Source organism: Nocardioides sp. NBC_00368 (genome assembly GCF_036090055.1).
Classification (GTDB): Bacteria; Actinomycetota; Actinomycetes; order Propionibacteriales; family Nocardioidaceae; genus Nocardioides.
This window is the reverse complement of the sequence record NZ_CP107970.1, coordinates 4,692,533-4,706,809: the sequence shown is the minus strand read 5'-3', so window position 1 is coordinate 4,706,809 and position 14,277 is coordinate 4,692,533. Positions and strand designations below refer to the sequence as shown.

Here is a 14,277-nt window from a genome sequence, read left to right as displayed (position 1 = left end):
CATGCTTCCGTACGGCCGCCAATCGGTCTCCGAGGAGGACATCGAGGCAGTCACGGCGATCCTGCGCGGCGACTGGCTCACCACCGGACCGACCGTCGCCGCGTTCGAGCAGGCGCTCTCCGACCTGGTCGGTGGACACCGGGCGATCTCGTGCACCTCCGGCACCGCCGCGCTCCACATCGCCTACGCGGCCGCCGGAGTCGGTGCCGGCGACGAGGTCGTCACCACGCCGATGACGTTCGTCGCGACCGCATCGGGAGCCTCGCTGCTCGGCGCGAAGGTCGTCTTCGCCGACGTCGATCCGGACACAGCGCTGATCGACCCAGCAGCCGTCGACGCCCTCGTCACCGACAGCACCAAGGTCGTCGCTGCCGTCGACTACGCCGGCCATCCGGCCGACTACGCCGCGCTGCAGCCGATCGCCGACCGGGTCGGTGCGCTGACGCTGGCCGACGCGGCCCACTCGATCGGTGGCTCGTCCGGTGGGCGTCCGGTCGGCGACCTCGCCGACCTGACCACGCTCTCGTTCTTCCCGACCAAGAACCTCACCACCGGCGAGGGCGGCGCCGTCGTCGCCAAGGACGCCGCGATCGCGCAGCGGGCCCACGAGTTCCACTTCGTGGGGCTGATGCGTGACGCCGACCGGTTCCGGATCGAGGACGAGGGGCCATGGCACCAGGAGGTCCACGAGTTCGGGCTCAACTACCGGCTCACCGATCTGCAGTGCGCCTTCGGCCTCTCCCAGCTCGCGCGGCTGGCCGGGTTCAAGCAGCGGCGGGCGGAGATCACCGCCCGCTACAACGCCGCGCTCGCCGGCGTGGACGGGCTGCGGCTGCCGGTCCGGCGCGAGGGCGTCGATCCGGCCTGGCACCTCTATCCGGTGCGCATCCTCGAGGACCGCCGGCGCGAGGTCTTCGAGAAGATGCGGGCATCCGGCATCGGCGTACAGGTCAACTACATCCCGGTCTACTGGCACCCGGTCTACGCCGACCTGGGCTACCGGCGCGGGATGTGCCCGAACGCGGAGGCGTTCTACGCCGAGGAGCTCTCCCTGCCGCTGTACCCCGACCTGACCGACGACCAGGTCGACCAGGTCGTCGAGACCCTGATCGGCATCCTGTGAAGACCGCCGTCATCACCCAGGCACGGATGACCAGCACCCGCCTTCCCGGCAAGGTGCTGCGGGAGGCCGCGGGCGTCACGATGCTCGAGCATCACCTCGCCCGGCTCACCGCCGCCGGGCTCCCGGTGGTCGTAGCGACGACCACCAACCTCGACGACGACCCGGTCGCCGTCCTGGCCGACAAGCTCGGCGCCGGGGTGGTCCGGGGCAGCGAGCACGACGTGCTGTCCCGCTTCGCCCTGGCGGTGCGAGAGTTCGAGCCCGACGTCGTCGTCCGGGTGACCAGCGACTGCCCCCTGATCGACGGCGATGTCGTACGCCGCGGGGTGGACGCCTGGGCCGCCGCCGGCGACCCCACGCTCTATGCCAGCAACGCCCTGGAGCGCACCTACCCACGCGGGCTCGACTTCGAGGTCTTCTCCGCCGAGGCGCTGCTGGAGGCAGACCGGCTCGCCACCGAGACTCCCCACCGCGAGCACGTCACCCCGTGGCTCTACACCGACGATGCCCGGCCCAAGCTCAACCTGCCGTGGGAGCGGGACGCCTCGGCGTACCGGATCACGCTCGACACCCCCGAGGACATGCAGCTCCTGCGGATCCTCATCGAGGAGCACGACGCGCATCGTCTCGACGCCGCCGGCCTCGTCGCGCTCCTGGAGGCCCATCCCGAGCTGGTCGAGATCAACGCTCAGATCGAGCAGAAGAAGCTCGGCCAGTGAGCCTCGGCCAGTAGGATTCGTGACCACGCGGGACGTCGCGCCGCACCCCATCCCAGCAGCGACATTTGGAGCGTTGCATGCAGAAGACTCTGATCGTCCATTCCGGCACCTTCAAGACCGGGAGCACGGCGATCCAGTCCTTCCTCGCTCGCGCCAGCAAGGAGGGGAACCTCCCGCCCGACGTGGCCTACCCCACGATCGGCCGCGGCGAGCACAGCATCCAGCACCAGAACCTCTACTCCCAGCTGGTCGGCGAGGTGCTCTTCATGCCGGCTCTCGGCACCTGGGAGCAGCTCGTCGAGTCGATCGCATCGGGCAGCGCCGAGACCACGGTGATCTCGTGCGAGTCGTTCTCGCTGCTCAAGCCCGAGCACATCAGCGCGATCGGCGACTACGCGCGCCAAGCCGGCGCCCAGGTCCGCTGGGTCCACTACGTCCGCGACCAGGCCACGTTCTACAACGCCTTCTACGTCGAGCGGCTGATGGTGATGCGACCCGAGCACGCCGAGCTGGTCGATCTCCCCTTCGAGGACTTCCGTGAGTGGTCGCCGCTCGACATGAGCTTCCTCCACTACGGACAGTTCGCGGAGACCATCACCACTGCCATCCCGGACGTCGATCTCCGGCTGCGCCCCTTCATCCGCAAGGAGCTCCGCGACGGCAACGCCGTCACGGACTTCCTCAGCACGTGCGAGCTCCCGCTCCAGGGCACCGGGGCCGCCTCGAGCAACGTCGGATCCGGCTGGCGGACCGTCGAGACCGCCCGACACATGGCTCCGATCGTGGCGGCCGCTCCGATGCGGGGCCGGCTCCGAGGCGCCGACTCCTGGAAGGCCACCCGGTTGCGGTGGATCCAGATCCTCCGGGGCGAGTTCGTCACCAAGGCCACCCAGCTCGGCTGGAACGACACCAGCGCGGTCTACATGACCCCCGAGTTCCGCCAGGAGCTTCTCGAGGACTACCGCGAGGACAACCTCCTCATCGGCAAGCTCGGCGGCTTCTCCTTCACCGAGATGATCGAGCAGAGCAACTTCCCCGCCTACAACATCGGCGACTACGCCTCCATCCCGGGCGACGAGGTGATGCAGGTCGTGAAGCTGGTCATGCAGGGGCTGCACACGATGCCGGAGGAGATCCAGCAGGAGGTCGAGGACGCGCGCGCCCGGCGCCGAGAGGCGGCACCGCCATCGCGACGGGAACGGCTTCGCGCCCTCCTGCGCCGTTGACCGTGCCTCAGCGCAGGTCGAACACGGAGTACAGCCCGCCCTTGAAGCGCGGCTGGCCGAGCTCGCGGCGGATGCCGGGGAGGTCGGCCTGGTAGCGGCGGTCGACGACGAGCCAGTCGACCCCGTACTCGTCACGCAGCCTGCCGATCGTCTCCGGTGACGGACGCGTGATCGCCGCGTCGTTGGCCTCGAGCAGCTCGGGGTCCCAGAAGGGCAGGTAGGCGGAGTTGTTGAGGTCCGTGGACGGCTGCCCGACCACGAGCGGGTCGATGTAGGCCCAGCCCTCCACCAGGACCCGCCGCTCGGCATAACCCGCGATCCAGAAGTTCCGGCGATCGCAGTCGGGCACGGGCAGCCCGATGCAGTGGGCGTTGGTCGCGATCAGCTCGTCCGGCTGCGAGTGCTCGCGGACGAACCGCGCCGCGGCGATCCCACCCGGGCCGATGATGTCCGTGTCGGGAGCCCGGGAGAGCCAGGGGCCCGCCACCGCGAGCGCGGTGGTCTGCGGTGCACCGGCGAGGACGACTCCCAGCATCAGAGCCACGACCGCCGGGATCGCCGCGATCGTGGTGCGCCTGGCGTACACCAGCACGAGGACGACCGCGACGGCCAGCACCAGCAGCCCGACGGCGAGCTGGGTCAGCAACGTCGGCGTGAAGACCGAGCCGGTGGCGGGCATCTTGCCACCGACGACCAGCCTCACGGCCACCATCGCGAGCCAGCCGAGGGCGGCGCAGCCGAGGATCCGTACGACGTCTTGCCGGGACAGGTCGGCCGGGAGGAGGTCCGAGAGCGCGACGGCGGTGGCCACGGCGAAGAACCCGGCGGCGCCCAGGAGGAAGTAGGCCTGGCTCAGCGCGGGGTGGCTCAGGACCATCAACGCGCCGGCCCCGGCGGCCCACGGGCCGATCAGGAACACGAGGTCGGGGCGGCGCCAGCCGCCGCGCACCAGGCCGATGATCAGCGGCACGGCGCCGAGGACGAACCCGACGGTGAAGCAGATCCAGATCGACACCGGCGCGGACCCGGGGAGGGTCTCCCCCTCCGGCAGCATCAGGATGCCCAGCCGTTGAACGGTGCTCCCGTTGAGATCGATCGTCGTCGCCCGGGTGCCGCCGCCGTAGAACACCTGCTGCGCGACCAGGAAGACAGCGACGGCCGACCCGAACAGGACCGCGAGAGTGCGGACCGCCTGCCAGCGGCGCAGCACGGCCGCGACCACGAGCGCGAGGAGCAGGCCGGCGATGACCGTCGGCAGGGCGGACGACTTCGCGCCGGCCACCGCGACCATGACGACCACCGTCAGCAGCCACGGCCGCCATCGCCACCGCTCACGCCGGATCATCTCGACGACCAGCACCATCAGGACCATCTGGAGCGGCATCACGAAAGCGTGCGTCGGGCTGTAGAACGCGCGGGTGACGGAGTCGAGGGCGAGCTGCGCAGGGCTGACCAGGCTCGTCCAGCCGAAGAAGTCCGGAGTGGCACCCAGGGCGAGGACGAGGGCAGCGACGAACCCGGTCCACTTCCGTCCCGTGAGACGTGTGGCCGCCGCGTACGCTCCGCCGACGGTGAGCAGCACGAGCAGCGCGATCGACAGGCTGCGCATGAGCACGATGAGCTCGATGTGGGTGACCGTCGCCGCCGACGCCAGGTGGACGTAGACCAGCCAGTGGTAGAAGAGCGGGGTGCCATCGACCCACGGCATCTGGGCGGGGAAATGGTGCAGCAGGTCGCCGGCGATGGCGAGGTGGAAGGGCTCGTCGACGTACGGCGCCCGCAACGCGTCGAGGGGTCGGTAGGTCCACATCTGCTTCGTGACCAGAAGAACCTGTACGCCCGCCACCGCCGCGCCGACCCAGGACCACAGGTGGGCCCGTCCGACCGCCACCGGTCCGACCCGTCGACGGCGCCGGACGACGACCAGCGTCACGAGGAGCACCGCGACCGGATAGCCGTAGATCAGCGAGGGGAGGTCGATCGCTCGCAGCAGCACGTAGAGCGGGGCCTCGAGGACGAGCCCGAGGATGGTGCCGAGCACCAGGTCGTTGCCGAGACCCGGTCCCGGCTTCGCGACCGCTCGCCACACCACCGTGCCGGGAAAGGTGAGGAACGCCAGGACGTACCCGGTGAAGAGCAGGACGTCGCCGAGAGCGACGCCGGCCACGACCATCGCGAGGACAAGGGTCACGCCCACGACGAGCGCCCCGGGGAGCAGACCGGACCAGGTCCCTCCCGAGAGCACGCGACTCGAGAACGTGCGATCCGAGGAAGGCTTCGCGTCAGGTGCGACGCCCGCGGTTGCCGGGTCTGCAGTCACGCGGGCGATCATGCCAACAAAATGCCTACATGGAGTACACCGAAGCCCCTCCGGATGCGCTATTTTCCTAGCGATGTCCCTCACCCACACCGTCTCCGTCGTCATCCCGGTCTACCGCGGTGCCGAGACCCTTCCGGACGTGGTGAGCGAGATCGCCGACCTCGCCGAGCCGTTCGTGACTCCGGACGGGCACCAGGGGCGGGTCACCGAGATCCTCCTGGTCCACGACCACGGCCCGGACGCCTCCGATCTGGCCATGCGACAGCTCGCCGAGAAGTACGACATCGTTCGGCCGATCTGGCTGAGCCGCAACTTCGGCCAGCACGCCGCCACCCTCGCCGGCCTGGCCTCGTCGGGATCGGACTGGATCGTCACGATGGACGAGGACGGCCAGCACGACCCGGCCTACATCCGGCCGATGCTCGACACCGCGCTCCGCGAGCGGGCCGCCCTCGTCTACGCCCGCCCCACCAACGCGGCACCCCACGGCCCGCTGCGCAACCTGACGTCGCGCGGCTCGAAGGTCGTCATCGACCGCCTGATGCCCGGTGGCAGCGCCCGGCAGTTCAACAGCTTCCGCCTGATCCTCGGCGAGTACGGCCGCAGCGTGTCCGCCTACGCCGCCAACGGGGTCTACCTCGACGTCGCCCTGAGCTGGGTGATCTCGGATGTGGCGACCTGCCCGGTGGAGCTGCGCGAGGAGGGTGAGCGGCCCTCCGGCTACAACTACCGCTCCCTGATGTCGCACTTCTGGCGGATGGTGCTCACCGGCGGCACCCGGCTGCTGCGCGCGGTCAGCATCTGCGGTGCCCTGCTCGCTGCCTCCGGCATCGTTCTCGCGGTCGCGCTGGTCGTCGCCCGTCTGGCCGGCGGCGTCCCGGTGCAGGGCTGGACCTCGTTGATGGCGGCCGTGCTGGTCTGCTCCGGCGCCATCATGCTCACCCTGGGCGTGATCGCGGAGTACCTCGGTGTCTCCGTCAACATGGCCATGGGCAAGCCGCTCTACGTCATCGTCAGCGACCCCGCGAACGGCCCGCTTCGCGAGGGCCCCCGACCCGGTCGCCCCGAGTGACCGGCGCGCGATATCCGTCCCGACCGCCCACGCTCGTCGTCGGTGGTGGGGGCCTGCTCGGCCGCCACGTACGCACCGCCTTCGAGCGCTCGGGGGCGTCCGTGCGTACGACGAGCGTGCCGTGGCACGACCCGGTCGCCGCCCGCGCCGCCCTGAGGTCCGAGCTCGCCGCCTTCCTCGGCTCCGCGCCGGACGGCCGGGTCAACATCGCCTGGTGTGCCGGTGCGGGCTTCGTGGCCAGCCCGGCGGACGAGCTCGAGACCGAGGTGTCCCTCTTCCGTGACGTCCTCGACGACCTCCGCCCGGCGCTACGGCCCACCATCCGGCTCGCGTTCTTCTTCGCGTCCTCCGCCGGCGGCGTCTACGCCGGCTCGGCCGATCCGCCGTTCACCGAGCTCTCCGAGCCGCGCCCGCTGGTGGCGTACGGCAGGGCCAAGCTGGCCATGGAGGAGGCACTGACCGCGTTCTGCGCCGAGACCGGCTCGGTGGCGGTTCTCGGCCGGATCACCAACCTCTACGGGCCCGGCCAGAAGCTCTCCAAGCCCCAGGGCCTGGTCTCCCAGCTGTGTCTGGCTCAGCTGCGCGGCACGCCGCTGCCGGTCTGGGTCTCTTTCGACACCATCCGGGACTATCTCTATGTCGGCGACTGCGCCGAGATGGTCGTCGAGGCCCTCGACGGGCTCGACGAGCAGGTCCGGCGGACCGGATCGAACGCCGTCGTCAAGATCCTCGCCACCGGCACCGGGGTGACTCTCGCGGCCGTGATCGGAGAGATCAACCGGGTCTTCAGACGACGGGCGCGGCTGCGTATCCCGGGAGCCGGCACACCCGGCCAGGTGCGCGACCTGCGCGTCCGCAGCGTCATATGGCCGGAGCTCGACCAACGGACGCAAACGCCCTTCCCCGTTGGCGTGCGTCGCATCGCCGATGAGATCACACTGGCCTATTCTGCTGCTACCTCCGCCCCCGGCCACAAACATCAGTCGACCCACGTGAGCGAGGTCTCCATCCGATGACCGACATGGGCATGTTGCTGGGCACCAGGACCGGCGGCTCTCCCTCGATCGCCCAGAGCGACTACTGGTGGTACCGGGCGCGCACCCGCATCCTCGAGACCGTCATGAAGCCGTACGTCGGGACCCCACGCCGCCTCCTCGACGTCGGCAGCGCCGACGGGCCGAGCGTCACCTGGCTCCGGGGCACCGCCGAGCATCACGTCTCGCTGGACGTCGACCCGCGTGGCCTCGCCGACGGCGGTGTGTGCGGCTCCGCGACCGGACTCCCCTTCGCCGACGCCTCCTTCGACGTGGTCGCGGCCTTCGACGTCATCGAGCACTGCGAGCCCGAGGCCACCGCCCTCGCCGAGATCCAGCGCGTCCTCGCCCCCGGCGGCCGGCTGCTGATGTCGGTGCCGGCGTACAACTGGGCCTGGACCAGCCACGACGACCACAACCACCACCACCGGCGCTACACCCGGCGACGGGCGGTGGCGGCGGTCAGGGCCGCCGGGCTGTCGCCGGTGCGCGCGACGTACGGCTTCGCGGGGACGTTTCCGATGTTCGCCGCCCAGCGCCTGGTCACCCGGCTCCAGGAGCGCGGTCCGGCCGGCGCCCAGCAGCTTCCCGACGGCGGCGTCGCACCGCTCCCCGAGGTCTCCCCCACGATCGAGAAGGTCCTGCTCGGCGCCACCCGCATCGACGAGCGCCTGTTGCCCCGGCTCGACCTGCCGTTCGGGTCCTCGGTGCTGGTGGTCGCGGTGAAGACCGACCGAATCCGTTCGCTAGATCTCGGAGACTGAGACTTGGACACGAGCAATCACTGGTACGGACACGCGCACATCCTCTCGGAGTACTGCGGCCTCCCCTTCGAGGAGCCGCGCCCGATCTGGGGAGTGCTCCAGCACGGCTGGAACCTTCTGCACGGCTTCGGCCCTGGCCACGCGCCGCCCTACGGCTTCCCCAAGTTCGTCTGGTCCCACGCGAACCTGCGCCGCGGTCAGGCGGCCGGCTGGCGCGACTATGCGGTGATCGGCGCCCCGTGGAACTACCTGCTCGACCTGAAGAAGGACGTCGAGCCCATCCCTCCGGCCGACGAGCGCGAGGGCACGATCTTCTACCCGTTCCACACCTGGGACCACGGTGAGGTCAGCGGCGATCACGACCGGTTGATCGCGGAGATCCGCGACACCGAGGACGGCCCGGTGACCGTCTGTCTCTACTGGATCGAGTACGACATGCCCGAGATCCGTCGCCGCTACGAGGACGCCGGCTTCCGGGTCATCTGTCACGGCAAGCGAGGCACGCTGCGCCAGGGCACCGACATCCGCTTCCTCCACAAGCAGTACGCGGAGCAGATCCGCCACCGCCGGGTCGCGTCGAACCGGCTGACCACGGCGATCTTCTACGGTGCCTCGGTCGGTGCCGAGGTCGCGGTCTACGGCGACCCGATGACCTTCGCCGACGTCCGGGACGCCAGCGTCAGGGACGGGAACGAGCAGGCCAGGCGCCTGTTCCCCGAGTTCCACGGGGTGGAGACCGACGCAGAGGAAGTACGCGCCACGACCGTGCGCGAGCTCGGGCTGGATGCGATGGCGTCGCCTGCTGAGCTGCGCGCGCTCTTCGGATGGGAGATCACTGCATGAACGACATCGACACGAAGGTCGCCGCCTACAGCGTCGTCTCCGGTGACATGTACGACTGGTCCGACATGGCCAGCACCCGTCCGCTCCCCCGCGGACCGGTCCTGACCCGGTTCGCGGTGGCGACGGCGAGCGGCGCGGCGCACCTGCTCGTCGTCGGCCCGCACGACCTCGACCTGCTCGATGCGGTCGTCGACCGGGCCGTGACGACGACCGTCATCCTCCGCACGCATGCCGATGCCGAGCTCGTATCCGAGCGTTACGCCGGCAGGTCCGTCGACGTCGTCTGCGGTGATCTGCGCGCGTGGACCCCCGATCGGCCGGTCGACGCCGTGCTCGCGCTGGACGGGCTCGGCCGGGTCGCCACGATCGACGCCGACCCGGCGGACTGGCACGCGCTCTCCGAGCACCTCGCCGGCATCGCACCGGGCGACTCTCGGCTGGCCCTGGTCGTCCCCAACCCGGGATCGCCGCTCGCCCAGCTCAGGGCCGTCACCCCGGAGGCGTCCGACGAGAACGCCGACTGGTCGTTCCCCATCCATGATCGCGGGAACCCAGCGAGCCTCGCGGACGCGAGCGCCCGGTTCGCGGGTCGCGGATACACCCTGTGGCCCGACGTCGGTTCGCCCACCTTGGCCGCAGCCCCCGACGCCTGCTCGGTGGCGCTCGCGATCGCTCACGGCCGCCCCTCCGACACCCCCACGCTGCGCGAGGTCCAGCCGGCGCTGGGCCAGACGCTGGACGCGTTGGGGACCGCGGCGGCTGCTGGCGGCTGGCTGGTCACCCGAGGCCTCGAGACGACCCCGACCGTCCTCGGTGTCGACCGGACGGGCGAGGAGACGTCCTGGACGGCTGCCGACCGGTCCTGGCTGGTCGAAGCCATGCGCGACTCGGCCCGCCGGGACGCGACAGCCCTTCGCCGCCACGTACGCCGGCTGCACGACGCCGTGGCCGGCGCACCCGAGCTCTGGTGCGGTCTTCAGGTCGACGAGATCGGCCTCGACGCGGACCGCGTCGTCCCTGTCCACGAGTCGACGGTGAAGCTCGCTGAGTCCGCCGACGAGATCCTCCTGGGGCTGCTGGACGAGCTCGCCGCGTACCTCTGCGTGGCGGGGTGGCGTCACCCCTGGCCGGCCGGTCGCGGCCGGGACGAGCTCACCGTCCTGCTCGCGGCGACTCTCGATCTCGCGGTGACGCCGGCGGAGGTCCGCCGCGTACGCCAGCGGCGCGAGTCCGCGCTCTCCTCCACCGGCATGACCCCCGTGGTCGCAGGCTCCCGGACGACGCCGGACGCCGACCCGAGCGAGCTGAAGAAGCTGATGGACGAGAACGAGGCGCTGCGTGGCCAGGTGACCTGGTTCAAGCAGCAGATGCGTCAGCGTCAGACGATGACCCACGAGGTCCGCACGGCGGCCCGGCGCGACGTCACGGCACTGAACAGCCGCATCAAGGAGCTGGAGGACCAGCTGAGCGCTCGGCAGGCCTCCTCCGTGAACCGAGTCGCCCAGCGCGCGACGGCCGTCCCCGGACGGGCGCGTGCCGGCGTCGGACGCGTCCCCGGGGCCCGGCGTGCGGCCCGCCTGCTCAGAAGGGTCCGCGCCGCGATCCGACGCATGGCCAGACGCTAGAGCCTGGCTCCGGCGGTGTCAGCCGGTCACGCGTCGACGGGCGTGGCCGGCACGAGCCGCAGGTGGATCTCGTCCGACCAGCCGAACTCGAGCTTCACCGCCTCGGACGCGGCGGGCTGGGGCACCCGCTCGCTGAGCTCACGGGCCACGACGACCGGCTTGTGCTCGCTGCCGTCCAGCAGCGACCACATCGTCGTCTCGCAGGCACCGTGCTCGACCGCCGCGCTCCGTAACGCACCCGCGGGCACGGTGATCAGGAAGACCCCGTCACGGTCGACCACGTCCAGGGAGACGTCGAGGGGCTTCTCCGGGGTCGGCCAGGTGCGGAGCACCGCACCGGCCGACGCCAGGCGGGGACCGTCCGGACCGCGCAGGATCAGATCCTCGCCCTGCCACCAGGCGTCGTGCACCACGGGACGGTCGGGCGTCGCGGTGATGACGAAGGAGCCGTTCGGGTCGCGGGTCGCGTTCACTGCGCGCCCCTTCATCAGAGATCGAGACCCGAGGAAGTCCGGGTGCACAGGTAGCGGAGACGTACGCCCCTTCCGGGTCACCTTCACCCGGGTCGGCACGATCTCCTCCATGGGCATGTCCAGCCCGGACCTCTCGAGAATGGCGCCGACGGACACCGTCACCCGCCACGGGGTGATGCCCCGCTCGCCCTTTTCGCCGATCGTCAACGGGTGGGTCGTCTCCGAGCCACCGCGGCCGGTGAGGGTCAGCTCCGCGCTCGCAGGAGGAGCGCCGCGGAACGCACCCCGGATCTCGATCTCGTCGCCGAGGTCCGTGGCGTGATCCACCCACGCGTCCGGAAGATCCCGAACGGTCACCCCGAAGCCCCCGGGGAGGCGCCCTGGGCGGCACCAGCGGTTGCCGATGCGCCGCCAGCCCTGCCAGCGCTCCCGCCCGTCGCCCGACGTCGTCACCTGGATCACGTCGCGGAGATCGCGGTTGCGGATCCCGATCATGAGGCGCCACTGGCGATCGCCCGCCAGCTGTGACGGATCGATGCTCAGCTCGAGCGTGGACCTGTCCACCTGCCCGAACGCGATCGCCCGGGGCCGAGCGACATGATCCACCGGAACCCTGGCGCCGGCAGGACTCTCCAACCACACCTTGAAGCGTGTCCGGGGCGCGAGCGCGAGGGTGTTGGCACCGATGTTGACCCGGATCTCGATCCGGGAGCCGCTCCACCACGCCTCGGTCGCTACGGCCTTGGCCTTCATGTAGGCAGGGGCCAGCCGGAACACCGAGTCGGGGACGCCGACCGCGGCGTCCCCGAAGGAGGGGAGCTTCGCGTACCAACCGTCCCGGCGACGGGCGAGCGGCGCCTGGGTGCCGTTCGTGGCTCGATAGCGGGTCAACGCCGTCAGCGCGTCCCGCTGACGACGCCGCAGCAGGTCGAACACGAGTCGCTCGAACGGACCCTGACGATCGAGGATCTGATCGTCGATGCGCGCCAGGTAGCGCGCGGCGAGGTCGAAGATCCGTCCGGCCTCGTCGGCCGGATGGTCCTCGATGGATCGGGCGAGCACCTGGACGTCTGTCGCCGTGAGATGCGACTTCACCAGGTCGGCGAGGTAGGGAGCCTGCTCTTCGACCATCTCGAAGAGCATCTCGGCCGAACGTACGCGGTCCTCGAGGTTGTCGAGGTGCCAGTGGCTCTGGGTGATCGATGCCTCGCCACCGTCGCGCTGGCGCCAGTAGTAGACGGGGTCGGCGAGGATGTCGACCTGACGGGCGCGGATGTGCGCGGCCAGGGCCACCGGATAGTCCTCGTAGAGCATGTCCGGGTAGCTGAGGCCGGCTGCGTCCCAGAAGTCGCGCCGGTAGACCTTGTTCCAGATGTAGCGGTCGATGCCCAGGATGTGGGTGCGACTGCAGTGCGTCGCCCTCCGGGCGGTCACGAACGGACGACGGTGGGACCACGACTGCCAGACCGACACCGAGTCGAAGCGGCGAGCGTTGCCCGCGACGAAGTCCGAACCCGTCTCGGCCAGCGTGTCGGTCATGAGCTCGTAGGCGTACTCCGGCACGTAGTCGTCGGCATCGACGAAGGCGAGCAGGTCACCGCGGCTGTTCTCGACACCGATGTTGCGCGCGACACCGACGCCGACCTTCGCCGAGCGGACCACCCGGAACCGGGGATCGCTCGAGGCGAACCGATCCGCGATCTCCGCGGAGCCGTCGTCGGACGCATCGTCGACCATGACGACCTCGAAGTCCGAGAACGTCTGGGTCCGAAGCGACTCCAAGCAGGTCTGGAAGTAGGGCGCCACGTTGTGAAACGGGATGACGATACTCAGCGCAGCCTGCGACACGCTCTCAGCCAACGCGGTTCCCGTCCTCGAGCCGTCGCAGCCGTTCCTCGAAACGCATGGCTGCGGTGATGCGGGCGCGCACCTGCTCCTGCTGGCGCTGGATCTCGGCCCAGATCGAGGCGGTGTCGACATCGCCGCCCGCCGCGGCGGTGGTCGCGATGTTGCCCCGCTCGACGGTGTCGCGCAGGGTCTCCAGTCGCGCCTCGAGAGCGGCGACCTGCGGGCTGACCCGGGCCAGCTCACGCTCGAGGTCCGCGATGCGTACGCGCTGCCGATCGGTGATCGCGCGCAGCTCCTCGATGATGGCCCGCGACTCCTCCGCCTCGGCGGCGGATCGGACCTTCTTGATGACCTCGCCGCGCAGTCGCTTCAACGCCATAGAGACACCCGTTCCTCCTTGAGCCAGTCAGTCATCACACGCGCCTCTGCCTCGATTCGATGCTCCGGTGCCACCGGCGACGAACCACCGACCTGGTAGACCCACTCCGTCTGGCCGGGATTGTCGATGAACGAGAAACCTGACATCCGGATCTCGGACTCCGGGAAGAGGTGGAAAGCCAGCCACGCCGCGGTGAAGCCGGTGGTCGGCGCCAGCTTCTGGGTGCGCCAGGGGATGTCGAGCTCGTCGCCGATACGAGGGAGCACCTCTGCGTTGGGGAGGGGTACGAAGCCGAGGTCTGTCGGCCAGGACATCGGCCACACCTCGGGGCGGCCGTGGAAACGCATCGGCTCGGCGAGGAGGTAGAGGCGCTCGCGGTAACGGTCGAAGGTGAACCGGGTCGGGCGGGTGATCCGGTTCCAGATCACGACGTCGGCCCGCGACCCCTGGCAGCGCGGCTCGCCGGGAGTGTCCAGCACGAAGCTGTTGACCCGGATGACCAGGTCGGAGTCGTCGATGGCCTGCGCGCGTACGTCGCTGGGCCCCAGGGGCGCATTCCCGAGCACGGCGACCGAGGCCACCGGCGTCCTCTTCGCGTACGTGGCCATCAGGTCGCGTAGGTAGGCGAGGCCTTCAGTGATCGTGACTGCCCGTTCGGCGATCAAGGTCACCGGATTCCCCTTTCCAACGACCCGTGTCGCAGCATCGCCGCGGAGCGCGGAGACGCGACGGTCGCGTTACCCGTTCGGAAAAATCATAACGAGCGAGCTCCCCGACAGTTACCCGCCCGAGTATCGATTTGGCCGTCGCGGAGTGGTTTCACGCGTGGGGACGCAGGTGGGGGGTGGTGA

General features: G+C 70.2%; 12 protein-coding genes. 8 read left to right on the top strand and 4 right to left on the bottom strand.

The window, feature by feature from the left end:
- The first annotated feature begins 1 nt into the window (after position 1).
- The 3 genes from OG984_RS22480 to OG984_RS22470 all read left to right on the top strand — a co-directional run bounded on the left by OG984_RS22480 (position 2) and on the right by OG984_RS22470 (position 3,068).
- Entirely contained in the window at positions 2–1,123 is a 1,122-nt protein-coding gene (locus OG984_RS22480; RefSeq protein ID WP_328528405.1) for a DegT/DnrJ/EryC1/StrS family aminotransferase, read from the top strand.
- Entirely contained in the window at positions 1,120–1,842 is a 723-nt protein-coding gene (locus OG984_RS22475; protein WP_328528404.1) for a glycosyltransferase family protein, read from the top strand. The genes OG984_RS22480 and OG984_RS22475 overlap by 4 nt, the downstream gene beginning before the upstream one ends.
- A gap of 77 nt (positions 1,843–1,919) precedes the next feature.
- Entirely contained in the window at positions 1,920–3,068 is a 1,149-nt protein-coding gene (locus OG984_RS22470) for a hypothetical protein (RefSeq protein WP_328528403.1), read from the top strand.
- Between the two features lie 7 nt (positions 3,069–3,075).
- On the opposite strand, the gene OG984_RS22465 is transcribed toward OG984_RS22470, so the two are convergent.
- Complete coding sequence (locus OG984_RS22465; protein ID WP_328528402.1) at positions 3,076–5,388, bottom strand: hypothetical protein; 2,313 nt, start codon at positions 5,386–5,388, stop codon at positions 3,076–3,078.
- Positions 5,389–5,461: 73 nt separating this feature from the next.
- Here OG984_RS22465 and OG984_RS22460 point away from each other — a divergent pair, with 73 nt between their 5' ends.
- The 5 genes from OG984_RS22460 to OG984_RS22440 are packed head-to-tail and all read left to right on the top strand — an operon-like array spanning position 5,462 to position 10,726.
- Positions 5,462–6,460, top strand: a complete 999-nt coding sequence (locus tag OG984_RS22460) for a glycosyltransferase (RefSeq protein WP_328528401.1) — start codon at positions 5,462–5,464, stop codon at positions 6,458–6,460.
- A complete protein-coding gene (locus OG984_RS22455) occupies positions 6,457–7,476 on the top strand; it encodes an NAD-dependent epimerase/dehydratase family protein (RefSeq protein ID WP_328528400.1) in 1,020 nt (339 codons plus the stop codon). The genes OG984_RS22460 and OG984_RS22455 overlap by 4 nt, the downstream gene beginning before the upstream one ends.
- Positions 7,473–8,258: a class I SAM-dependent methyltransferase gene (locus tag OG984_RS22450; protein ID WP_328528399.1), complete on the top strand. Its 786-nt coding sequence runs from the start codon at positions 7,473–7,475 to the stop codon at positions 8,256–8,258. The genes OG984_RS22455 and OG984_RS22450 overlap by 4 nt, the downstream gene beginning before the upstream one ends.
- 3 nt (positions 8,259–8,261) lie before the next feature.
- Positions 8,262–9,101: a hypothetical protein gene (locus OG984_RS22445; protein WP_328528398.1), complete on the top strand. Its 840-nt coding sequence runs from the start codon at positions 8,262–8,264 to the stop codon at positions 9,099–9,101.
- Entirely contained in the window at positions 9,098–10,726 is a 1,629-nt protein-coding gene (locus OG984_RS22440) for a hypothetical protein (protein WP_328528397.1), read from the top strand. Before OG984_RS22445 ends, OG984_RS22440 begins: the two co-directional genes overlap by 4 nt.
- A 26-nt stretch (positions 10,727–10,752) precedes the next feature.
- Here the strand turns inward: OG984_RS22440 and OG984_RS22435 are convergent, their stop codons facing one another.
- The 3 genes from OG984_RS22435 to OG984_RS22425 are packed head-to-tail and all read right to left on the bottom strand — an operon-like array spanning position 10,753 to position 14,097.
- A complete protein-coding gene (locus OG984_RS22435; RefSeq protein ID WP_328528396.1) occupies positions 10,753–13,047 on the bottom strand; it encodes a glycosyltransferase family 2 protein in 2,295 nt (764 codons plus the stop codon).
- A gap of 4 nt (positions 13,048–13,051) precedes the next feature.
- On the bottom strand, positions 13,052–13,426 hold the full coding sequence (locus OG984_RS22430) for a hypothetical protein (RefSeq protein ID WP_328528395.1): 375 nt from the start codon (positions 13,424–13,426) through the stop codon (positions 13,052–13,054).
- Positions 13,417–14,097, bottom strand: coding sequence for a hypothetical protein (locus OG984_RS22425; RefSeq protein ID WP_328528394.1), 681 nt, complete (start codon positions 14,095–14,097; stop codon positions 13,417–13,419). Before OG984_RS22425 ends, OG984_RS22430 begins: the two co-directional genes overlap by 10 nt.
- Positions 14,098–14,277 lie beyond the last annotated feature (180 nt).